Origin of the sequence: Spongiactinospora sp. 9N601, from assembly GCF_044326295.1 — a bacterium.
Taxonomy (GTDB): Bacteria; Actinomycetota; Actinomycetes; order Streptosporangiales; family Streptosporangiaceae; genus Spongiactinospora; species Spongiactinospora gelatinilytica.
This window is the reverse complement of record NZ_JBIRBB010000021.1, coordinates 45,423-66,178: the sequence shown is the minus strand read 5'-3', so window position 1 is coordinate 66,178 and position 20,756 is coordinate 45,423. Positions and strand designations below refer to the sequence as shown.

Sequence of the window (20,756 nt, the reverse complement as noted above, 5' to 3'; positions counted from 1 at the left end):
GGGTTCAGTCCTGGGCGCGCGGCCTGCGTTCGGCCCTGCGTTCGGTGGGCGGCAGCAGGAGCACTTCCAGGGCCCCCGCGCAGGCCCGCGCGTGCGCGATGAACCACCCGATCCGCGCGTCGCTGATGACCAGCGGCGTGGAGCGTACGGCCAGCGCGTACCGTACGTGATCGAGCCGGTCGAGCACCGGGACCGCGACCGTGCGGATGCCATCGCCCGACTCCCCGTCGTTGAGCGCGTACCCCGCCTCGCGGACCCGGTCCAGCTCGGCGCGCAGCTCGCCGTGGTCCACGATCGTGCGGCCGGTCATCGCCCGCAGCGGCCCGAGCGCGGAAAGATCCGCCCGTCCCTCCGGGTCCCAGGCCAGCAGCACCTTGCCCAGCGCCGTGGAGTGCAGCGGGCGGCGCAGGCCGGCGCCGCTGTCGGGGTTGAGCGAGCCGCCGCTCAGGATGACCGCGTGCCTGCCGTTGCGGACGGCCAGGTCCACCGTGGCGGAGGTGACCCGCGCCAGCTCGGCCAGTTCGGGGGCGATCCGGTGCAGGCCGCGCCGGTGGAAGGAGAGCTGCCCCAGTTCGGTGATCGACGGCCCGAGCCGGTAGCGGCCGGTCGCCGCCTCCTGCTCCAGGAAGCCCGCGCCGCTCAGCGTCCTGGCCAGGCGGTGGGCGGTGGAGGTCGGCAGCTCCAGCCTGCGCGACAGCTCCGACAGGCTGAGCGTGGCGTCCCCGCCGCCGAAGCAGTCCAGGATGGCGATCACCCTGCGCACCGACTTGACACCGTCTTGTGCTGCCATGCGGGAAACTCCGGCTTCTGAGTAGGGAGATCCGAGACCAGGTGGGAGCCGGTCCGGCCGAGATTCCTTCCCGCATCGCGGGAAATACTTTGTATTTCCTACCAAATTACCAGCAAACTCTCCTACATGACCACAGCACTCGACACCATCTGGTTCACCCGCTGTCCGGTACCCACCGCGACGGGCATCGCGGCGGACCAGGGCTGGCTGGCCGGTGAGTTCGCCACCGACGGGATCGAGGTGCGGTCCCTGCAGGACGACTTTCCCGGCGTCCCCCGCGAGACGCACTACACCCACGCCCTCACCGGCCTGTTCCGCGAAGGCGGCAACGTACCGGCGCTCTGGGCGCGCTCGCGCGGCGAGGCCACCCGGCTCATCGGGCTCACCTGGATCGAGGAACGGCAGGCCGTCCTGGTCCGGGCGGGCGCCGGGGTCGCGCGTCCCGAGCAGCTCAAGGGGCTGCGCCTGGCCGTTCCCCGGCATCGCATCGCGATCGACTTCTGGCGGGCCATGGCCCTTTCCGGCTTCCACGGCGCGCTGGCGCAGGCCGGGCTGGGCCTCGGCGACGCCCGCCTGGTGGACGTCGAGGCCGAGCCGGGCGGCGGCCAGTGGGAGGCCGAGCTGGCCGCCCTGGCCGCCGGCGAGGTGGACGCGGTCTACGTCAAGGGCGCGCTCGCCGCCGAGGCCGCGCCGCGCCACGGCGCCGAGGTCGGCATCGACCTCGACGCCCTGCCGGACCGGCGGGCCCGGGTCAACAACGGCACGCCGCGGCCGATCACCGTGCACCAGCGGCTGCTGGACGAGCGGCCCGAGGTGGTCGCCCGCTTCCTGGGCGTCCTGCTGCGCGCGGCCGACTGGGCCGCCGGGCACTCGGAGGAGGTGGCCAGGATCCTGCGCGCCGAGACGGGCGCGGGTACGGCGGGTGTGGCCGCCGCCTACGTCCCCGGGGCCTCCCTCCACCTAGACCTGTCCCCCGAACGACTCGACCTGCTGGCCCGGCAGGAGCACTTCCTGCGCGGCCAGGGCTTTCTCGAATCGCCCGTGGACGTCGCCGCCTGGGCCGATCACACACCGCTGCAAGGAGTCCCGCATGCGTAGGCCGCTTCTCATCGGGCCGCTCGCCCTCCTCGCCCTGCTGGCCGCGGCCTGTGGCGGCGCCGATGCCACGGACCGCGACGGGCAGGTGATCGTCAGGATGTCGGACCCGGGCAACAGCGGTTTCCTGGCCGTCGCCAAGCGGGACGGCACGCTGGACGCCGCGCTGGCCAAGGTCAACGCCAAGGTCAAGTGGGCCGGCGACTTCTCCGTCTTCGCCCCGGCCGCCCAGGCCATCAACGCCGGTTCGCTCGACATCGCCACCGGCTCGATCACGGCCGGTGTCACCGCGCTGGCCGTCAAGCCCAGCTTCAAGATCTTCGCCACCGTGCCGCCCGACCTCGCCGGTGAGGGGATCGTGGTCAAGAAGGACTCGCCGATCAGGTCGGTCGCGGACCTGGCCGGGCGCAGCGTGGCCGTCGGGCACGGCGGCACCAGCGAGTACCTGCTGCTCAAGGCGCTGCGGACGTTCAACGTGCCGGTGGAGAAGGTCAAGCGGGTCTACCTGCCGCCGCCGCAGACCGCGCCGGTCTTCGGCTCGGGCGAGGTGGATTCGTGGTCGACGTTCTCCACGTTCCTCATCCCCGCCGTCACCGACCTGAACGCCCGGATCCTGGCGGACGGCGCGGCGATCAAGTCCGACAACTACGTGATCCACGTGGCCGCCAACAAGCTGCTCGACGAGCACCCCGAGGTGGTCAAGGCCCTGTTCGAGTTCATCCGTGAGGGCAGCGCCAAGGAGATCGCCGATCCGGCGGCCTACCAGAACGTGTTCACCCAGACCGGCCCGCAGGCGGTGCAGGGCGCGCAGAAGGACCTCGTGGTCGGCATCCGCAGGAAGGGCAGGCCGGCCCAGGCGGTCACCTCCGCCGAGATCGCGAGATATCAGGAAGTGGCGGAGTTCTTCGTCGAGCAGAAGGTGCTCACCGCGCCGCTGGACGTCTCCAAGCACGTCGTGACCGGCATCGGGGGCGGGGAACGATGAGCGGCACCGCGGTGCTCGAAGCCGAGGGGCTGGTCACGCCGGTCCTGCCGCGCGCGGCCGGCCGCCACCCCGCGGTGACGTTCGGGCTGCGGGCCATCGGCCCGGTGCTGCTGCTGGCGGCCTGGTACGCGGCCACGGCCTCGGGCGTGCTCACCGAGGACGTGCTCGCCGGTCCCCAGGACGTCATCAAGACCTTCGGCGAGCTGTGGGCAGACGGCCAATTGCCCGAGGCGCTGCGCGTGTCGGTCACCCGGGCCGGTCTCGGCCTGGTGCTCGGGGCCTCCACCGGCCTGCTGCTCGGCGTGGTCTCCGGCTTCACCCGGCTCGGCGAGGAGCTGGTGGACTCCTCCATGCAGGCGCTGCGCGCCATCCCCTTCCTGGCGCTGACCTCGCTGTTCATCGTCTGGTTCGGGATCGAGGAGGCTTCCAAGATCCTGCTGATCGGGGTGGCCTGCACCTTCCCGATGTACATCAACGTCGCCAGCGGCGTGCGCAACGTGGATCGCAAGGTCGTCGAGGCGGCCCGCTCGTTCGGCCTCGGCCGGGTGGCGATCGCCCGTGAGGTCGTGCTGCCGGGCGCGCTGCCCTCGGTCTTCGCCGGGCTGCGCCTGTCCACCACGCTCAGCGTGATCGCGCTGATCGCGGCCGAGGAGATCAACGTGACGGCCGGTCTGGGGTACCTGATGGCCCGCGCCACCGACTACCTGCGCACCGACATCCTGGCGCTGTGCGTGCTGCTGTACGCGGTGATCGGCCTGACCGCCGACCTCACGCTGCGGCTGGCCGAACGGGTGACGATGCCCTGGCGCAGGGCGGTGACGATCCGATGAGCCTCGCGGTGCGGACCCGCGGGCTGCGCAAGGTCTTCGGTGACCGCGCGGTGCTCGACGGGGTGGACCTCGACGTACGGCGCGGCGAGTTCCTGGCGCTGCTCGGCGCGAGCGGCACCGGCAAGACGACCCTGCTGCGCGTGCTGGCCGGCCTGGACTCCGCCACCGCCGGAACGGTGCTGGTGCCGCCGGTGCGCACGGTCGTCTTCCAGGAACCGCGGCTCATCCCCTCCAAGCGGGCGCTGGCCAACGTGATCATCGGCCAGGGCCGCGCCATGCGCGCCAAAGGCCTGGCCGCCCTCGCGGAGGTGGGCCTCCGCACGCACGCCGACGCCTGGCCGGCGACGCTGTCCGGCGGCGAGGCCCAGCGCGTCGCGCTCGCCCGCGCGCTGGTACGCGAGCCGGAACTGCTCCTGCTGGACGAGCCGTTCGCCGCGCTGGACGCGCTCACCCGCCTGCACATGCAGGACCTCATCGCCGAGCTGTGCGCCCGGCACCGCCCCGCCGTGGTGCTGGTCACGCACGACGTCGAGGAGGCCATCCTGCTCGCCGACCGGATCGCGGTGCTCCGCGACGGCAGGTTCGTCACGGACCTGCAAGTCGGACTGGACCGTCCGCGCGACCGCACGGACCCCGAATTCGTCGAACTGCGCCGGCGTCTCCTCGCCGACCTCGGAGTGGACACCCACGCGGGGACGCCGCGCGAGGAGGTGGCGCGGTGACAGACCGCGAGACACGGCATTTCTCCATCGTTCTCCCCACCAGGACCCCCGCGCCGGCCGAGCTGCCGCCGTTCGTCACCGACGTGCGGCCGGCCCGCGCCGACCCGGCCGGGCGCGCCGCCGTGGCCGCCGACCTGGCCGGGCTGGCGGGCGCGCTGGCCCCCTTCGACCCCGGCGGGCAGGAGTCGCTGACCGTCGCGGCCGGCGCCCTGCGCCGCACCCGTCACCTGCGGGTGACGGCCGAGTTCCACGCCGCCGTGGCCACCCCCGTCTACGCCGCCAAGCTCTCGGCCTCGCTACAGCGCTTCGCCGCCGGGCGGCTCGGCTGGCGGCTCGCGGTGGACCTGGACCCGGCCGTGGCCCGCGCCCAGGGCGACTTCCTGACCGGCGCCGACCGGTACGCCCGCGCCGCGGAGTTCCTGACCGTCGCCAAGGGCGTCTGGCGCGGCCCCTTCGACTTCCGCGGCGCCTTCTACGAGGTCGCCAAGGGCGGCTTCGGCCCGCCGCTGTCCGCGCCGCCCTTCCCCGAGGTGCAGTTGTCCGGCACCTCGCAGGAGGCCGTCGCACTGTCACGGGAGCACGCCGACGTACACGTCTTCGCCGAGGGCGACGACCTGGACGCCATCGTCCCCGAGCTGCCCGGCCTGCGCTACGGCGTCCTGCTGTCGTCCCTGGACCGGGTGGAGGAGTACGCCGGGCGGGGCGTCACCGAGTTCTTCCTCCAGACCGAGGACGTCTACCACCTCGGCGAACACGTGAAGGAGCGGGCTCTTGCCGGTTGACATCTACTGGCGCATCCACATGGAGGGCGACCAGTCCTCGCTGCGCCGCAGGGTTCACAGCCGCGGCGGCCTGGTCTCCGGCGGCACCGCCCCCGGCACCAGGGACGGCCGTGACGACGGCTACACGCACGCCGACTACATGGCCGAGGTCGCGCGGGCGACGGAGGAGTCCGGCTTCACCGGCGGGCTGCTGCCGAACTTCCCGATCACCGACGACCCGTGGGCGGCGGCGGCCACGCTGGCCCGCGAGACCACCTCCTACCGCTTCATGGTGGCCTTCCAGCCGGGGTTCCTGCATCCGGTGCAGGCGGCCAGGATGACGGCCACGTTGCAGCGGGCGACCGGCGGCCGGATCGTCTACAACGTCATCTCCGGCGGCGGCGGGCCCGCACAGCTCTGGTGGGGCGACAAGGTCGATCACGACGACCGCTACGCGCGCACCTCGGAGTTCCTCGATGTGCTCAAGGGGGTGTGGGCGGGCGGGTTCACCCATCACGGCAGGTTCTACCGGGTGCAGGACGCCGGGCTGCCGAAGGAACTGGCCGGACAGCCGTTCCCGGAGATCTTCTTCTCCGGCTCCTCCCCCGCCGCCATCGCCGCGGCCGGCCGGCACGCCGGCTACTACCTGTCGTGGCTGGAGCCGTTCGAGGCGCTGGCGGAGAAGTTCGACGCCGTGCGCGCCGCAAGCGAGACCCCGCCCCGGTTCGCGGTGCGCGTGGACGTGCTCGCCCGGGAGACCGAGGAGGAGGCGTGGGAGGAGATCGCGCACGGCTGGCGGGCCCGGACGGCCGGGGCGGCAGGCGGCGACCAGGGCGATTCGGTCGGCGTGCGGCGCAGCCGTTCCTTCCTGGCCGACGCCGGTGACGACCACCGCGCCCTGGAGGTCGCGCCGAACGTGTGGGGCGGGTTCGCCGAGCTGCGCGACGGCCCGGCCTTCGGGCTGGTCGGCGACTACCACCAGGTGGCCGAACGCCTTGACCAGCTCCTCGACCTCGGCGTGGACGCCTTCATCCTGGCCGGGGTGCCCCATCTCGAAGAGGCCCGCCGCGTGGGCCGCCACGTACTGCCACTGCTGAAAGGACGCACCTCATGACCACCCTCACGACCACCAGAGTCGGCTACTTCCCGCAGAACAACACGCTGTGGGTGGCCCGCCACCGTGACGTGCTGCCCGGCGTGGAGTGGGTGGACCTGAACACGCTGGGCCGCGGCGAACCGGTCGATCCGCGAAAGGCGCTTCCGTCCGCGCACGGCGACCACCTGTTCGACGGCGGCTACGACTTCATCGGCACCGGCTCCACTCCCCCGGTCACCGCCCAGGCCAAGGGCCACGACATCGTGTACGTGGCGATCTCGGGGCCACGGGTGGAGAACGGCCGCCTGGTGGTGCGCGAGGACTCGCCGATCGACTCGGTGGCCGGCCTCGCGGGCAAGCGGGTCGCGCTCGGGCACGGTTCGTGGCAGACCACGCTGTTGCTGCTGGCACTGGAACGGTCCGGGCTCGGCTGGGCCGACATCGTCCCGGTGGACGCCTACGGCAACGCCGCCGAACTGCTGGTGAACGGCGAGGTGGACGCCTGGGTCGGTTCCTACCCCTACCTGACGCCGGTCGAGTCGCGCACCAGGACGCTCGTCGAGACCGACGGCCTGTTCAGTCACCGCTCGCTCTGGTTCACCCGCCGCGACTTCGCGCAGGAGCGGCCCGGGGAACTGGCCCGGATCGTCACCGCGCTCAAGGCGGCCGACCGCTGGACCGAAGAGCGCCCGCGCGAGGCGGCCGGACTGTTCGACGGCGACCTCGACGCCTGGGAGCACGCGCTGCGCACCCGCCCGTGGGGCCTGCATCCGATCAGCGAGGAGTTCGTCGCCGAGCAGCAGCACGCCGCCGACCTGTTCCACGCCAACGGGCTGATCGAGCGGCAGGTCTCGGTCGCGGACGCCGTACTGCCCGAGATCGGCGAACTGGTCCGCAAAGCAGGCTGAACCGGGCAATTATTTCCCGGCTTTCCTGGTTGGTAGGGAGTGGATCACGCGAAGGAAGGAACGACCGCGCCGCTGCCCACGCGACCACTGCGCAAGCTGGGATTCCTGACGATCGGGCTGTTCGAGGGGGGCGACCCGCGCCCGGGACATGAGTCGACGCTACAGATCATCGAGCTGGGCGAGCGGCTGGGCTTCGACAGCGCGTGGGTACGCCACCGGCACCTGCAGTACGGCATCTCCTCCCCCGTCGCGGTGCCGGCCGCGGCCTCCCAGCGCACCACCCGCATCGCGCTGGGGACCGCGGTCATCCCGCTCGGCTGGGAGAATCCGCTGCGGCTGGCCGAAGACCTCGCCACGGTGGACGTCCTTTCCGGTGGGCGGCTCAATCCGGGGGTGAGCGTGGGCCCGCCGGCCCACTTCGACCAGGTCAAGGACGCGCTCTATACGGACACGGCCGACGTTGAGGACTTCGGCCGACGTTGAGGACTTCGGCCGCGAGCGGGTGCGCCGGCTGCTGGACCTGCTGCGCGGCGAGCCGGCCTCCGGCTTCCACGGCACCGAGGGCATCGAGGTCTACTCCGAGCGGGTCGAGCCGCACTCGCCGGGGCTGGCCGGGCGGACGTGGTACGCGCACGCCGCGTTCCGGGAGGTCGACGAGGTCGCGTTCGCGCTGCCGTTCACCTTCGGTCACCAGGACTACGTGCAGATCCTGACCGACATCGCCACCAGGCTCGGCCCCGAACTCGGCCGGCGGCCCGCCGCCCGCTGAACCCCGCCAAGGATCGATCACCCGTTACGGGAACAGATCCCTATTTCATGGCATTCCTACCAATATTGCGGCTAATTTGGCCTTGTGCCAGAAGCCGCGGGAGAGGCCGTACGAAGCGAAGGGAAGCGCCGCCGATGACCGACCGCCCGACCGATCATCCGACCGACCGCCGCCTGTTACTCGCCGTCGAGCTGGACGGGGACGGCGCCCATCCGGCCGCCTGGCGGCACAGCGGCCGTCCGCCGGCCGAGGCGCTGACCGCCGCCGCGCTGCGGCGTGCCGTGGCGGACGCGGAGGCGGCGGGCTTCGCGCTCGCCACCTTCGCCGACGGGCCGCTCCCGCCGAGCAGCACCACCGACGCCGCCGGACGCCTGGAGGCCGGGGTCCGGGCCGCCTACGCCGCGCTGCTGACCGACCGGATCGGGCTCGCGCCCACCCTGCACGCGACCACGACCGAGCCGTTCCACCTCGCCACCCAGCTCGCCGGCCTGGACCACGCCAGCCGGGGCCGCGCGGCATGGGTGACCGGAGCGGCGAACGGGGCCGGCGACCTCGCCACGATCGGCGCGCAGCCGCCCGCGCCGCAGGCGGCCCGGCGCGAGGCGGCCGACGTCGTCGAGGCGGCCCGCCTGCTGTGGGACTCCTGGCAGGACGACGCGGTGATCAGGGACGTGGCCACCGGCCGGTACCTGGACTCCGGCCGCGTCCACCACGTGAACTACACGGGCGCGACCTTCACCGTGTCCGGGCCGCTCATCACGCCCCGCCCGCCGCAGGGACAGGTCGTCGTGCTCGCGCCCGCCGACCTCGAAATCGACGCCCTCGCCGACGTGGTGCTCATCAACGAGCCCGACGCCGACGCCATCGCCAGGCGGGCCGAGCGTGCCAGGAGCGCGGGCGCGCCGCTCGCCTTCGCCGAGGTCGAGGTCGTCCTGGACGCCGCCGAGCCCGGAGAGCGGCGGCTCGCCGCCCTGGACGCGGCCACGGCGTGGCCGGACTCGCGCCGGTCGCGCTACATCGGACCGGCCCGCGGGCTGGTGGCGCTGCTGCGCTCGCTCGCGCCCGCCGTGGACGGCGTGCGCCTGCACCCGGCCGTGCTCACCGTCGATCTGCCGGTGCTCATCCGGGAGGTGCTGCCCGCGCTCGCGGCGGAGGGGCTGCACACCGCCCCCGAGCCCGGCGCGACCCTGCGCACGACGCTGGGCCTGCCCCGCCCGGAAAACCGCTTCGCCGTCGCGGCGAGCACGACCGCCTGAGGGGACCGTGATGACCTCCTCCACCCCGACCGGCGCGCCGTACGACGCGCGCGCCCGGCTACACCTCGGCGTGTTCTATCCCGGCGTCGGTTCCCAGCTCATCTGGACCGACCCGGGGGCCGCGCCGCACGTCGCCATCGAGACCTTCGTCCACGTGGCGCGCCTGCTGGAACGCGGGCTGTTCGACGCCTTCTTCCTGGGCGAGGGGCTGCGCGTGCGGGAGAACCGGGGGCGGGTGTACGAACTGGACATCGCCGGGCGTCCCGACGCGATCACCCAGCTCGCCGCGCTCGCCGCGGTCACCGAGCGGATCGGGCTGGTCGCCACCCAGAACACGACCTACAACTTCCCCGCCGACCTGGCCCGCCGCCTGGCCGGCCTGGACCTGCTGTCCGGCGGGCGGGCCGGCTGGAACGTGGTGACCACCGACAACGCCTGGACCGGCGGGAACTTCCGCCAGGCGGGCTGGCTCCCGCACGAGCGGCGCTACGAGCGGGCCGCGCAGTTCGTGGAGGCGGCCAAGGAACTGTGGGCCTCCTGGGAGCCGGACGCGATCGCCGGGTCGGGCGCGGCGGAGTCCTGGGCGCGGCCGGGGGCGATCCGCAAGGTGGACCGCGACACGGGCCTGGTACGGCTGCGCGCCCGGGCCACCGTGCCGGCCGGGCCGCAGGGGCGGCCGGTGCTGTTCCAGGCGGGCGACTCCGACGGCGGGCGGGAACTGGCCGCACGTCACGCCGACGCGGTGTTCTCGGCCAACACCGAGTACGGCAAGGCCGTCGCCTACGCCGCCGACCTGCGCGCCCGGCTGGCCCGCCACGGCCGCCCGCCGGACGCGGTGCGCATCCTGCCCGGCGCCGCGGTGATCCTCGGCGACACGCCCGAGGAAGCCGCGGAACGCGCGCGGTGGGTGGACGACGAGCAGTTCTCGCCGCCGCGGGCGATCGCCTACCTGGAGCAGTACTGGAACACCGACCTTTCCGCCTACGACCCGCACGGGCCGCTGCCCGGCATCGAACCGGACCAGGGCGAGCTGGACCCCTCGCGCGGCACGATCCCGATCGAGTTGCGCACCGGCAAGCTCGCGCTGATCGCACGCTGGCGGGAGCAGGCCGAACGGGAGAACCTGTCGATCCTGCAACTCGTCCGCAAGGTCGCGCCCCGCCAGCACACCTTCGTGGGCACGCCGTCGCAGGTCGCCGACGAGTGGGCGCACTACGTGCGCACCCGGGCGGTGGACGGCTTCAACATCAGCCCGCACCTGCTCCCGTCGTCGGTGGCCGACATCGTGGACAAGCTGGTGCCCGAACTCCAGGAGCGCGGCGTCTACCGCACCGAGTACACCGGGACGACCCTGCGCGAGCACCTCGACCTGCCGGCGCCGTCATGACAAATAGGGTCGTATCACCCCGCAGAAAGGCCGACATATGACCATGGCGACTTCGACCCACCGCGCGGCGAACGCGGCCAGAGAGCACCTGGCCGCATGAGCACGTCCACGACCGGCGTCCAGGAGGACGCGGCGGCGGGCCCCCGCCCGCACCCGCTCGACAACCCGGTCCGCGCCGCGCTGACCGGCCCGCACGCGCACCTCGCCGAGCGGCGCGGCGACATCCTGCGCTATCCCACCGACGTGTCGCCCTTCCTCGGCCTGCCCGAGACGCCGGCCGCCCGCGACTGGGCCGACATCGCGGCCCTGGTCGGGCCCGGCGGCCTGTTCTCCTACTCGGCCGTGGAGGCCCCGCCGCCCGCCGGGTGGGAACTGGTCATGCGGGGCACCGGCGTGCAGATGACCGGCGAGGACGTGGCCGCGCTCCCCGACGAGGAGGCGATCCGGCTCACCCCGGCCGACGTGCCGGAGATGCTCGCCCTGGTCGCGCTCACCGAGCCGGGCCCGTTCCTGCCGCGCACCATCGAACTCGGCGGCTATCTCGGAATCCGCCGCGCCGGCCGGTTGGTCGCGATGGCGGGCGAGCGCCTGCACCCGCCCGGCTGGACCGAGATCAGCGCCGTCTGCACCCACCCCGGACATCGCGGGCAGGGCCTCGCGGCGCGGCTGGTGCTCGCGGTCGCCGCGGGCGTCCGCGCCCGCGGCGAGACACCGTTCCTGCACGCCGCGGCGAGCAACACCAACGCCATCCGCCTCTACGAACGGCTCGGCTTCCGGCTGCGCCGCACCACGATGTTCCAGGCCGCTCGGGTGCCCGGCGATGGCGCCGGCTGAGTCACGGGCCGGGGCACCGGCCGGGGCGGGGCCCGCCGGGGTCGAGGCGGCGGTCGCGGAGGTCGTGACGCTGTGCAGCGAACTGATCGCCATCGACACCACCAACCCCGGCGACCCCACGGCCGCCGGCACCGAGCGCGCCGCCGCGGAGTACGTCGCGGGCCGGCTCACCGAGGCCGGCTACGAGGTCACCTACCTGGAGTCCGGCGCGCCCGGCCGGGGCAACGTGATCGCCAGGCTGCCCGGCGCCGACCCCTCCCGCGGGGCCCTGCTCGTCCACGGCCACCTCGACGTCGTACCGGCCGACCCAGCGGAGTGGTCGGTGCATCCGTTCTCCGGCGAGGTCCGCGACGGGTACGTGTGGGGCCGCGGCGCGGTCGACATGAAGGACATGGTCGCGATGACCCTCGCCGTCGCGCGCGCCCTGCGGCGCGACGGCGTGGTGCCGCCCCGCGACCTGATCTTCGCGTTCGTCGCCGACGAGGAGGCCGGCGGCTTCCACGGCGCGCGCTGGCTGGTCGACCACCGTCCCGACCTGTTCGCGGACGCGTCCGAGGCGATCAGCGAGGTCGGCGGCTTCTCGGTCACCTTCGGCGACGGCGTACGGGCCTACCTGGTGGAGACCGCCCAGAAGGGGGCCATGTGGCTGCGGCTCAAGGTGACCGGCACCGCCGGGCACGGGTCGATGCTGCACACCGACAACCCGGTGGCCGGGCTCGCCGCCGCGGTCGCCCGGCTGGAGGCACACCGCTTCCCGCTGGTGCTCACCGATCCGGTACGCGAGTTCCTGCACGGCGTGGGCGAGCTGACCGGCGTGCCGTTCGACGAGGACGACCCTGAGGCGGCGGTCGCCCGGCTGGGCAACCTGTCGCGGCTCATCGGCGCCACCCTGCGCGACACCGCCAACGTCACGATGTTCCAGGCCGGGCACGCCGCCAACGTCGTCCCGTCGGTCGCCCACGCCACGGTGGACGGGCGGATGCTCCCCGGCCGGTCCGCCGCCTTCGAGGCCGAGCTGGCCAGGGTTCTCGGGCCCGACGTCGAGCTGGACTGGGACACCCTCCCGCCGGTCGAGACCACCTTCGACGGCGCGCTGGTGGACGCGATGACCGCGGCGATCAGCGCGGAGGACCCGGGGGCGCGGCTGCTGCCGTACATGCTTCCGGCCGCCACCGACGCCAAGTCCTTCCGGCGGCTCGGCATCCGCAACTTCGGCTTCGCGCCGTTGAAGCTGCCCCCCGACCTGGACTTCACCGCCCTGTTCCACGGGGTGGACGAACGCGTTCCGGTCGAGGCGCTGCGGTTCGGCACCCGCGTGCTCTACCGTCTGCTCACCGGCTGCTGAAACGACCGACGACCGGAAGGACCCTCTCCCATGAAGCTGATCGAGCAGGTGCAGGCCCTGCTGTCGGCACCCCGGCCCTGGTCCATCACCCAGATCGGCGATCCCGTGCTGCGCCGTACGGCCGAGCCGTACGACGGCCAGCTCGGCGACGCGCTGCTACGCGACCTGCTCGACGCGATGTTCCGGCACCTGCCGGACGTCGGGGTCGGGCTCGCCGCCCCGCAGATCGGCATCCCGCTGGCCCTGGCCGTCATCGAGGACCCGGCCGAGGTGCCGCCGGAGATCGCCGCCGAGCGGGAACGCCGGCCCCAGCCGCGGCTCGAACTCATCAACCCCGTGGTCACCCCGCTGGGGTCGCGCTACCACGCGTTCCACGAGGGATGCCTGAGCGTGGAGGGGCTGACGGCCGTGGTGCCGCGGCACGCGAAGGTCCGGCTCGCGGCCCTCGACGGCGCCGGACGCCCGTACGAGGCGGAGCTGTCCGGCTGGCCAGCCCGCATCGCCCAGCACGAGACCGACCACCTGCACGGCACCCTCTACCTCGATCGGGCCGAACCGCGCTCGCTGTCGACCATCGGCAACCACGAGCGCTTCTGGGCCGCGCCGGCCCGCTGACCGCCGCTCAGTAGGCCCTGATCAGCCGGGCGAGGTGGCGGGCGGCGATGTGCAGGGGCTGCTCGCTGGCCGAGACGCGGCACAGCAGCTCGGCCCCTTCCAGCGTGCTGAGCACCGTGCAGGCCAGGTCCCGGGCGTCATCGCCCGGGATGCCGGCGGCGACGAGCCTGACCGCCACCAGCTCGCGCCACTGCCCCAGCGCCTCCTCCGACGCGAGCTGGATCGCGGGCGAGCGCCCGATGAACTCCAGTGCGGTCGCCGCGACCGGGCATCCGTCGGCCCAGTCGGAGTCGCGCAGGGTCTGAGCCATCAGCCGGGCGCACTCGGCCACCGCCTCGGCCGGATCGTCGCTGCTGTCGAGGCCGGTACGCAACAGGTCGGTGAACTCCTGGGAGCCGTAGCGCAGCGCCTCGACGGCCAGCTCCTGCTTGCCTCCGGGAAAGAAGTGGTACACCGAGCCCAGCGTGGCGCCGGCGTCGGCGGCGATGCGCTTGATGCCGGTCGCCTCATAGCCCTGCCGCTGCATGAGGGCGGCAGCGGCGCGGACGATCCGAGTCCGCGTGTCGGCCTGGGCGTCGGGGTGGGCAGAGACCATCGGCGATGCTTTCATGGCCCCATCCTAGTGGATAGAGCGCTCGTTCTACTGCTGCTATAGTCACTAAAACGAACGCTCTAACTAGGAGAAACGGCATGTCTGACGCCACCCTGTTCGACGATCACCCCGGGTACCGCCGGATGTTCGCCCCCGGGCGCCTGACCGTCGGGCTCTTCCTTCCGCTGTGGCAGTACGCGGGCGACATGGAGGCGATGGCCGGGCAGGCAGAGTCGGTGAAACTCGCCGACCGGTCCGGCTTTTCGGCCATCTGGGTGCGTGACATTCCGCTGGCCGATCCCGCCTTCGGCGATGTCGGCCAGGTCTACGACCCCTGGACCTACCTCACCTGGCTGGCCGCTCACACCAGCCAGGCCGCGCTGGCCGCCGGTAGTGCGATCTTCACCCTGCGCCACCCTCTCGACCTGGCCAAGCAGGCCGCCTCCATCGACCATCTGTCCGGCGGGCGGCTGATCCTCGGCGCGGCGAGCGGAGACCGGCCGGTCGAGTTCCCCGCCTACGGCGTGGACTTCGACACGCGCGGCGACCGCTACCGCGAGGCCGTGGAGATGTTCCGCACCCTCCTGGAGTCGAGCTCACCGGCGATCAACTCCCCCCTCGGGCGGATGCAGGGCGTGGACCTGCTGCCCAAGCCGGTCAGCAGGCGCATCCCGCTGCTGGTCACCGGATCCTCGCGGCAAAAGCCGGAGTGGATCGCGAGCAACGCCGACGGCTGGCTGACGTACCCGGGAGACACCACCTCGGCCGCGGGCGCCATCGCGCTCGGCCGCCGCGCGGCGGCCTGGCGGGACCTCATCCCCGGCGGGGAGTGGAAGCCCGTGGCCACCAACGAGTGGATCGAACTGGTCGAGGATGAGAACCACCCACCCCGGCCGCTGCGCGGCGGTTTCGTCCTGCGCATCGGCACCAAGGCGCTGATCGAGGCGCTGGGCCACTGGCAGGACGCCGGGATCAACCACATGGCGCTCGGCGTGCAGCACGGCGCCCGGCCCGCCGCCGAGGCCGTCGCGCAGCTGGCCGAGCAGGTGCTCCCGCACTTCCCGGCTCTGGCCGGCCCCGCGCCCAAGGCTCCGCTGTGGTGACGCCGCACCCGCAGGGGCCCGGCACGCTGCACCGCCCGGTGACCGCGGACGAGCACCGGCAGGCGATGCGGCACCTGGCCACCGGGGTCGCGGTGCTCACCACGCGCCACGACGGCCTGCCGCACGCGATGACCCTGAACACGGTGCTGTCGGTCTCCACCCGGCCGCCCACCTTATTGGTGTCGCTCGGCACGCAGAGCCGTACGCACGGGATCCTGCACAGTGCCGCCTGCTACACGGTCAACATCCTGGCCAGCGACCAGCGGCACCTGGCCGAGCGCTTCGCCACGAAACGGCCGATGGGCATGAGCCAGTTCGACGGGGTGCCGTGGGAGCCGTCCCCGATCACCGGGAACCCGGTGCTGCCGGACGGCCTGCTCGCCATCGACTGCCGCATCGGGCGGCGCATCCCGGTCGCCGACCACACCCTGTTCATCGGCGACGTGCTCAGCGTCACTCCGGCACGCACCGGGGCCGCGCCACTGGTCTTCGCCTGCGGCGGCTACGAGACGGAAGGCCGCTGAGCCGCGTTCACCACAGTTCTCCGGCGGGCGGCATCGGGGTCCGCTAGACTCTACAAGCTGTAGTACTACCAGCTATAGAGTCAATGACGCAACCAAGTGGTTGCCATAGGCTGGCGATCACGCGGTCGCCACTCGCCGGAGGCCGTCATGGGACTTCCCGATCACACCGGGCCGGCCATCGAGCCGGACGCCGAGCAGGTCGCCGAGCAGGTGTTCGTGGCTCTGGCCGACCCGAGCCGCCGGGCCATCCTGGCCGAGCTGGCCGCGGGCGGACCGGCCACCGCCACGGAGCTGGCCCTCCGCCTGCCGATCACCCGGCAGGCGATCGCCAAGCACCTGACCCTGCTGACCGTGACCGGCCTGGTACGCCCGGAGCAGGGCGAGCGGCGCCGCGTGCGCTACCGGCTCAGCTCGGCTCCCATGCGCGCGACCCGGCGCTTCCTGACCGACCTCGCCCGCGACTGGGACGCCGGGCCAGGCTGACCAAGCCGCTGTTCATGGGAGCGGGTCGCCGGGCTCCAGGCGGACCGTGCCCGCGCTGCCGTCGATCGTGATGAGCCGTCCCGTCTCTATCTCGCGGGTGGCGTCGCGGACGCAGATGACGGCCGGGATGCCGTACTCCCGGGCGACGGTCGGCCCGTGCGCCACCGGTGACCCGGTCTCGGTCACCAGCCCCGCCGTGGTCATGAACAACGGGGTCCAGCCGGGGTCGGTCGTCGGGGCGACCAGGATCTCGCCCGGTTCGATGTGCGCGCCGGCCGGGTCGTGGATCACCCGTGCCCGCCCGGTCGCGCGGCCCGCCGCGCCCGCCATCCCGCGCAGCACCCCCTCCTCGGCGGGTTCTCGCGGCGCGAGCGCCTCCACGTCGGTGCCGTCCGACAGCAGCGCCCCCGGCACGATGACCCGCCGCAGTTCGCGCTCGTACTCGGCCCGGCGGGCCGCCGCCAGATCCCGCTGATCGGCCCCGCGATGCACGGCGGCGCGGACCTCGGCCAGGTCGAGGAACATGATGTCGCCGCCGCGCTCCAGCAGGCCGCGGGCGGCCAGATCGGCACCGATCGCCAGAAGCTGGTGGCGCGCCGCCCGCAGCGCCGGCAGCCAGGCGAACTTCGCGAGCTCCCGCAGCCCGGTGAGCTTGCGCGCGCGGCGCATGCAGAAGGTCGCGAGGCGCCCGCGTACCGGCCTGGCCCGGCGCGCCCGCCGCGCCAGCGTGCCGATCATCTTCTCCGCGCCCGCCGCGGCCCGCGCGAACCGCCGGTCAGGGGCCAGTTCGGGGTCCTCCAGCCGGAGGTAGTTGGCGATCGTGGCGAACAGCGGGGCCGGGTCGTCCTCCCACCGGGGGACGCCGACGTCGATCTCCGCGGCGGCGCGCATGCCGTAACGGGCGAGGAATCCCGCCAGCCCGATGTCCGGAAGATCCCCGGCGCGGTACCTCGCGGCGAGTTCTTCCGGTGGCGTGGTGGCGAACAGGTCGCGGTGTTCCCGCGCCGCGGAGGCGACCCGCCACAGCGCGAGGTCCATCTCGGTGGTCACGTTGTAGGGCATGCCGCCGAGCACGGCGTGCAGTTCCTCACCGGTGGCCACGCCGCCGAGCAGCGCGGACGGCGCCGCGCCGAGGAGCATGCCGGTCGCCAGCGGCCAGACCAGCCCCTGCATGTCCACGCTCATGACCGCCCTCTGGGATTCCTCGACGACCCAGCGCAGCCGTTCGGCGGAGGTGAGCGGTTCGGGCGGCGGGGTGGCCCGGCGCTCGATCTCGGCGAGCGCGCGATGGGCCCGGGCCCGCGCGGCGTCCGGCCGGGCCAGGCTCGCGGCGAGGCCGGCGACCGCGCCCGGCGCCACCCGCAGGGCCATCCTCGCGGCGTTGCCGAGCCGGAACGGCAGGCCGCGGCGCGGGGCGAACCGCGGGTCGCCCATCATGCGCTCGACGGCCCCCTGCACCCGCGGGCCGTACACCTCCAGCGAGGCTCGCAGCCGCCTGCGCAGGTAGGCGTTGCGGACGAAGTCGGTCAGGTCGAAGTACAGCCGGCCGCCGATGGTGATCAGCCGGGGCATCGGGTCGCGTGGATCGACCCGTGCGCCCGCGCCCGTGAACCACATGCCGGCACCCAGCTTGATCATGGACAGCCCCATCGGCGTGATCGGCCTGAGCATCCCCTGCAGGTGCCCCAGTTCCAGGTAGAGCCGTGTGTCGCCGGTTTCGGGCGGGGCCGGGAACAGGGTGGTGATCGGCCGGGACTGGAGGAGCCAGAGCGTGCCGTCCGCGTCGAAGGCCCACTCGACGTCCTGCGGCGAGCCGAAGTGCCGTTGCAGCCGCAGCCCGGCGTCGCGCAGTTCCGCGAGCCGCCCGCCGGACAGGCATCCGCCGGGGGCCGCCGGAGGCGGTGTCCGGTGGCCGATGACGTAGTGGTCGGGTACGGCGGTGCCGTCCACGACGCCGGTGCCCAGGCCGGGGACGGCATCGACGACCATCCGGGTGCGGCAGCCGGTGATCGGGTCGGCGGTGAACATGACGCCGGCGGCCACCGGGTCGATCATGCGCTGGACCACGACGGCCATGGCGGCCTCGCCGATGCCCGCCCTGGCGCGGTAGGCGACGGCGCGTTCGGTGTTCAGGGAGTCCAGGCAGCGGCGGACCGCGTCGAGCAGCGGGCCGGGGCCCTCCACGTCGAGGTAGGTGTCCTGCTGGCCGGCGAAGCTCGCCTCGGGCAGGTCCTCGGCGGTGGCGCTGGAGCGTACCGCGACCGGCCCGCCGCCCAGCCCCCGGTAGGCGCGCAGCAGTTCCTCCTCCGGCAGCGGCCCGGACCCGGCGGTCAGGCAGAAGCCCGCGGGGACCCGCTCACCCGCTCTGATCATCTCGCCGAGCCCGGCGGCCTTACCGCCCACCAGCTCGATCATCGAGGAGTCGATCTCCGGCAGGGGGATCGGTCGCATCGCCACCTCCAAGGACCGCATCCTGGATCGGTACCCGGACTTGGCCGGACTTAGCCGGACTTCACCCGGTTTCAGATGGCGGGTGCGGGCGTGCTGGGCGGTGAGCAGCACGTCATCGGCTTCGGCGGCCAGGGGCCGGTGGGTGATGACCCCGCCGCGTTCGACCGGGTCGTCGATGACGCTGTAGTCGGGCAGCAGCGTGACGCCGAGCCCTTCCGCGACCATCACCTTGCCCGTCTCGGCCCCGTCCACCGAGTAGGCGAAGGCCGGTTGGCGGCCCTTGGTCAGGCGGTGGATGAAGCGGTGCATGAGGTAGCCCGAGCGCATCGCGATGAACGGCTCGGCGAGCACATGGCCCCCAGCGACTACCAGCGCCGGCTCCGGCTCCGGGCCGCGGGCACCCCGATCTCCGAGGCCGCCGTGCGGGCCGGTTCGCCGACCAGAGCCACCTGACCCGGTGGTTCCTGCGCGTCTACGGGATCACGCCGGGGGTGTTCCAGGCCGCCGGGGCGGGGCGGAGGTTCCGATGGCCGCCAGGAGTTCGCAGCGGGGCGTACACGCGCCCGTCACCGGGCCCCGTCACCCTGCTGGGTGATGATCAAGGAGGCGCGGATGCGCTGGCTCACGCCGCTGGCACTGGCGATACTCGTCCTGCTCACCACCGTGACCCCGGCTTCGGCCGAGCTTGAGGGCACGCTCACACTCGCCGCGCCGGCCGTGCGCGGCGGCGACCCGATCGAGGCGGCCTACAGCACGCCCCGCCCGCACGCGACCAACTGGCTCGGCCTGTACACCGACCCCGGCAACGGCCCGGTGGACCAGAAGTACGTCGGCCCGTCGGTCCGCTGGGTCTACGTCACCGAGGCGAGCGGGAAGGCCACCCTGCCCACCGACGGCCTCGACCCGGGGAACTACATCGTCTTCGCCCTGGCCGAGGACGGCTACCAGTGGTTCGCCCCGCCGGTGAAGGTGCGGATCACCAGTAGCGCGCCGCTGCACTTCGTGACCGACACCTTCGACCTGCGCAACGCCCGCGTGCTCGCGCCGTACCAGGCGACCGTGGGCGGGCTGGTCCGCGGCGACACCGAGGGGCTCGCCTTCCGCAAGATCGACGGCCCCCGGTGGGCCCAGGTGGCGGCCGACGGCCGGATCACCGGCACCCCGCGGCTCGGCGACTCGCTGCGCCCCCGGCCGCTGCGCGTCGAGGCGCGCAACGCGCGCGGCGAGACCGGCACGGCGACCGTCGGCATCGACGTCCGGCCGCCCGGTCACAAGCTGGTGCCGGAGCTGAAGACGATGAGCTTCAACCTCTGGCACGGCGGCGGCCAGGTGGACAACGGCCGGGAGAAGCAGCTCCGGTTCCTGCTCAGGTCCGACGTGGACGTCGTGGGCCTCCAGGAGACCTCGGCGGCCTCCACCCGTGAGCTGGCCGAGTCGCTGGGCTGGGACCATCACCAGGCGGGCACCGACCTGGGCGTGATCAGCAGGTATCCGATCGTCGACCGCAAGCCCCCGGTGGACGGCGGCCCGCTGTCGGTGGCGACCAGGGTGCGGGTGCGGCTGGAACCCCGCCAGGAGGTCGTGATCTGGAACGTCCACCTCGGCTACAACCCCTACGGCCCCTACGACGCGTGCTTCGGCAAGATGACCCAGGAGCAGTTGCTGGCCAACGAGGAGCGCTCCGGCCGCACGCCGCAGATCAAGGCCGTTCTCCAGGAAATGCGCCCCGACCTGGCCGCCGCGTGGCGCACGCCGGTGCTGCTGACCGGCGACTTCAACGCCGCCTCCCACCTGGACTGGACCCCGGCCACCCGCCGCTGCGGTTACCAGAGCGTCCCGTGGCCGGCCTCGGTGCTGCCGGAGCAGGCCGGGCTGCGCGACTCCTACCGGGTCGCCAACCGCGACCCTGTGACCGACCCGGGCATCACCTGGTCGCCGATCTACCCGGTGTTCACCGGCGGCTACGGCCATGACTCGCACAAGGGCGAGCCGGAGCCACAGGACCGGATCGACTTCGTCTACTACAAGGGCCCGCTGCGCGTGACCGGGTCCGAGACGCTGGTGGAGGGCGCGCCGAAGGCCGTACCCGACCACCGGGGCAACGAGTGGACCTCCGACCACGCCGCCGTCCTGACGACCTTCAAGACCGCCTGGTTCTGACCCGCGCGAGAGGGGCCGGCCGCCGCAGGGGATGCGGCGACCGGCCCTGA

The 20,756-nt window shown here is 73.2% G+C and carries 21 protein-coding genes; 18 read left to right on the top strand and 3 right to left on the bottom strand.

Annotated features, from left to right (window positions below; genetic code table 11):
• Window positions 1-4: 4 nt before the first annotated feature.
• A complete protein-coding gene (locus ACH34R_RS37175) occupies window positions 5-790 on the bottom strand; it encodes an IclR family transcriptional regulator (protein WP_397566278.1) in 786 nt (261 codons plus the stop codon).
• A 126-nt stretch (window positions 791-916) separates the two neighbouring features.
• On the opposite strand from ACH34R_RS37175, the gene ACH34R_RS37170 reads away from it, so the two are divergent.
• From ACH34R_RS37170 to ACH34R_RS37105, 14 genes are all read left to right on the top strand, one after another.
• On the top strand, window positions 917-1,888 hold the full coding sequence (locus tag ACH34R_RS37170; protein ID WP_397566277.1) for an ABC transporter substrate-binding protein: 972 nt from the start codon (window positions 917-919) through the stop codon (window positions 1,886-1,888).
• Window positions 1,881-2,870, top strand: a complete 990-nt coding sequence (locus ACH34R_RS37165; RefSeq protein WP_397566276.1) for an ABC transporter substrate-binding protein — start codon at window positions 1,881-1,883, stop codon at window positions 2,868-2,870. Before ACH34R_RS37170 ends, ACH34R_RS37165 begins: the two co-directional genes overlap by 8 nt.
• Window positions 2,867-3,700 carry an ABC transporter permease gene (locus ACH34R_RS37160; protein ID WP_397566275.1) on the top strand — a complete coding sequence of 278 codons (834 nt, stop codon included), beginning with the start codon at window positions 2,867-2,869 and terminating at the stop codon, window positions 3,698-3,700. Before ACH34R_RS37165 ends, ACH34R_RS37160 begins: the two co-directional genes overlap by 4 nt.
• The gene (locus ACH34R_RS37155) at window positions 3,697-4,422 is read left to right on the top strand and encodes an ABC transporter ATP-binding protein (protein ID WP_397566274.1); all 726 of its coding nucleotides are present in this window, start codon (window positions 3,697-3,699) and stop codon (window positions 4,420-4,422) included. Before ACH34R_RS37160 ends, ACH34R_RS37155 begins: the two co-directional genes overlap by 4 nt.
• Entirely contained in the window at window positions 4,419-5,204 is a 786-nt protein-coding gene (locus ACH34R_RS37150) for an LLM class flavin-dependent oxidoreductase (protein WP_397566273.1), read from the top strand. The genes ACH34R_RS37155 and ACH34R_RS37150 overlap by 4 nt, the downstream gene beginning before the upstream one ends.
• Window positions 5,194-6,297, top strand: a complete 1,104-nt coding sequence (locus tag ACH34R_RS37145) for an LLM class flavin-dependent oxidoreductase (RefSeq protein WP_397566272.1) — start codon at window positions 5,194-5,196, stop codon at window positions 6,295-6,297. The genes ACH34R_RS37150 and ACH34R_RS37145 overlap by 11 nt, the downstream gene beginning before the upstream one ends.
• Window positions 6,294-7,187, top strand: a complete 894-nt coding sequence (locus ACH34R_RS37140; RefSeq protein ID WP_397566271.1) for an ABC transporter substrate-binding protein — start codon at window positions 6,294-6,296, stop codon at window positions 7,185-7,187. The genes ACH34R_RS37145 and ACH34R_RS37140 overlap by 4 nt, the downstream gene beginning before the upstream one ends.
• Before the next feature lie 39 nt (window positions 7,188-7,226).
• Window positions 7,227-7,670 carry an LLM class flavin-dependent oxidoreductase gene (locus ACH34R_RS37135; protein WP_397566270.1) on the top strand — a complete coding sequence of 148 codons (444 nt, stop codon included), beginning with the start codon at window positions 7,227-7,229 and terminating at the stop codon, window positions 7,668-7,670.
• Window positions 7,648-7,956 carry a hypothetical protein gene (locus ACH34R_RS37130; RefSeq protein WP_397566269.1) on the top strand — a complete coding sequence of 103 codons (309 nt, stop codon included), beginning with the start codon at window positions 7,648-7,650 and terminating at the stop codon, window positions 7,954-7,956. Before ACH34R_RS37135 ends, ACH34R_RS37130 begins: the two co-directional genes overlap by 23 nt.
• Before the next feature lie 134 nt (window positions 7,957-8,090).
• Window positions 8,091-9,212, top strand: coding sequence for an LLM class flavin-dependent oxidoreductase (locus ACH34R_RS37125; protein WP_397566268.1), 1,122 nt, complete (start codon window positions 8,091-8,093; stop codon window positions 9,210-9,212).
• Window positions 9,213-9,222: 10 nt separating this feature from the next.
• Entirely contained in the window at window positions 9,223-10,599 is a 1,377-nt protein-coding gene (locus tag ACH34R_RS37120) for an NtaA/DmoA family FMN-dependent monooxygenase (RefSeq protein WP_397566267.1), read from the top strand.
• A gap of 96 nt (window positions 10,600-10,695) precedes the next feature.
• Window positions 10,696-11,433, top strand: a complete 738-nt coding sequence (locus tag ACH34R_RS37115) for a GNAT family N-acetyltransferase (protein WP_397566266.1) — start codon at window positions 10,696-10,698, stop codon at window positions 11,431-11,433.
• Window positions 11,420-12,778: a M20/M25/M40 family metallo-hydrolase gene (locus ACH34R_RS37110; protein WP_397566265.1), complete on the top strand. Its 1,359-nt coding sequence runs from the start codon at window positions 11,420-11,422 to the stop codon at window positions 12,776-12,778. The genes ACH34R_RS37115 and ACH34R_RS37110 overlap by 14 nt, the downstream gene beginning before the upstream one ends.
• Window positions 12,779-12,808: 30 nt before the next feature.
• Window positions 12,809-13,393, top strand: a complete 585-nt coding sequence (locus tag ACH34R_RS37105) for a peptide deformylase (protein ID WP_397566264.1) — start codon at window positions 12,809-12,811, stop codon at window positions 13,391-13,393.
• Window positions 13,394-13,400: 7 nt separating this feature from the next.
• On the opposite strand, the gene ACH34R_RS37100 is transcribed toward ACH34R_RS37105, so the two are convergent.
• A complete protein-coding gene (locus tag ACH34R_RS37100) occupies window positions 13,401-14,003 on the bottom strand; it encodes a TetR/AcrR family transcriptional regulator (protein ID WP_397566263.1) in 603 nt (200 codons plus the stop codon).
• A gap of 80 nt (window positions 14,004-14,083) precedes the next feature.
• Between ACH34R_RS37100 and ACH34R_RS37095 the strand changes: the two genes are divergently transcribed.
• From ACH34R_RS37095 to ACH34R_RS37085, 3 genes are all read left to right on the top strand, one after another.
• A complete protein-coding gene (locus ACH34R_RS37095; RefSeq protein WP_397566262.1) occupies window positions 14,084-15,088 on the top strand; it encodes an LLM class oxidoreductase in 1,005 nt (334 codons plus the stop codon).
• Window positions 15,082-15,612, top strand: coding sequence for a flavin reductase family protein (locus ACH34R_RS37090; RefSeq protein ID WP_397566261.1), 531 nt, complete (start codon window positions 15,082-15,084; stop codon window positions 15,610-15,612). The genes ACH34R_RS37095 and ACH34R_RS37090 overlap by 7 nt, the downstream gene beginning before the upstream one ends.
• A gap of 147 nt (window positions 15,613-15,759) precedes the next feature.
• A complete protein-coding gene (locus ACH34R_RS37085) occupies window positions 15,760-16,095 on the top strand; it encodes an ArsR/SmtB family transcription factor (protein ID WP_397566260.1) in 336 nt (111 codons plus the stop codon).
• Between the two features lie 12 nt (window positions 16,096-16,107).
• Here the strand turns inward: ACH34R_RS37085 and ACH34R_RS37080 are convergent, their stop codons facing one another.
• On the bottom strand, window positions 16,108-18,897 hold the full coding sequence (locus ACH34R_RS37080) for a PEP/pyruvate-binding domain-containing protein (protein ID WP_397566259.1): 2,790 nt from the start codon (window positions 18,895-18,897) through the stop codon (window positions 16,108-16,110).
• 261 nt (window positions 18,898-19,158) lie between these two features.
• Between ACH34R_RS37080 and ACH34R_RS37075 the strand changes: the two genes are divergently transcribed.
• Window positions 19,159-20,706, top strand: coding sequence for an endonuclease/exonuclease/phosphatase family protein (locus tag ACH34R_RS37075; protein WP_397566258.1), 1,548 nt, complete (start codon window positions 19,159-19,161; stop codon window positions 20,704-20,706).
• The last annotated feature ends 50 nt before the right edge of the window (window positions 20,707-20,756 follow it).

Bases quoted from the DNA above. Each gene is read 5' to 3' on its own strand.
- ACH34R_RS37095 (WP_397566262.1), top strand. From the start codon at position 14,084: ATGTCTGACGCCACCCTGTTCGACGATCACCCCGGGTACCGCCGGATG.
- ACH34R_RS37115 (WP_397566266.1), top strand. From the start codon at position 10,696: ATGAGCACGTCCACGACCGGCGTCCAGGAGGACGCGGCGGCGGGCCCC.
- ACH34R_RS37125 (WP_397566268.1), top strand. From the start codon at position 8,091: ATGACCGACCGCCCGACCGATCATCCGACCGACCGCCGCCTGTTACTC.
- ACH34R_RS37140 (WP_397566271.1), top strand. From the start codon at position 6,294: ATGACCACCCTCACGACCACCAGAGTCGGCTACTTCCCGCAGAACAAC.
- ACH34R_RS37105 (WP_397566264.1), top strand. From the start codon at position 12,809: ATGAAGCTGATCGAGCAGGTGCAGGCCCTGCTGTCGGCACCCCGGCCC.
- ACH34R_RS37170 (WP_397566277.1), top strand. From the start codon at position 917: ATGACCACAGCACTCGACACCATCTGGTTCACCCGCTGTCCGGTACCC.
- ACH34R_RS37165 (WP_397566276.1), top strand. From the start codon at position 1,881: ATGCGTAGGCCGCTTCTCATCGGGCCGCTCGCCCTCCTCGCCCTGCTG.
- ACH34R_RS37110 (WP_397566265.1), top strand. From the start codon at position 11,420: ATGGCGCCGGCTGAGTCACGGGCCGGGGCACCGGCCGGGGCGGGGCCC.
- ACH34R_RS37120 (WP_397566267.1), top strand. From the start codon at position 9,223: ATGACCTCCTCCACCCCGACCGGCGCGCCGTACGACGCGCGCGCCCGG.
- ACH34R_RS37175 (WP_397566278.1), bottom strand. From the start codon at position 790: ATGGCAGCACAAGACGGTGTCAAGTCGGTGCGCAGGGTGATCGCCATC.
- ACH34R_RS37155 (WP_397566274.1), top strand. From the start codon at position 3,697: ATGAGCCTCGCGGTGCGGACCCGCGGGCTGCGCAAGGTCTTCGGTGAC.
- ACH34R_RS37075 (WP_397566258.1), top strand. From the start codon at position 19,159: ATGCGCTGGCTCACGCCGCTGGCACTGGCGATACTCGTCCTGCTCACC.
- ACH34R_RS37160 (WP_397566275.1), top strand. From the start codon at position 2,867: ATGAGCGGCACCGCGGTGCTCGAAGCCGAGGGGCTGGTCACGCCGGTC.
- ACH34R_RS37100 (WP_397566263.1), bottom strand. From the start codon at position 14,003: ATGAAAGCATCGCCGATGGTCTCTGCCCACCCCGACGCCCAGGCCGAC.
- ACH34R_RS37085 (WP_397566260.1), top strand. From the start codon at position 15,760: ATGGGACTTCCCGATCACACCGGGCCGGCCATCGAGCCGGACGCCGAG.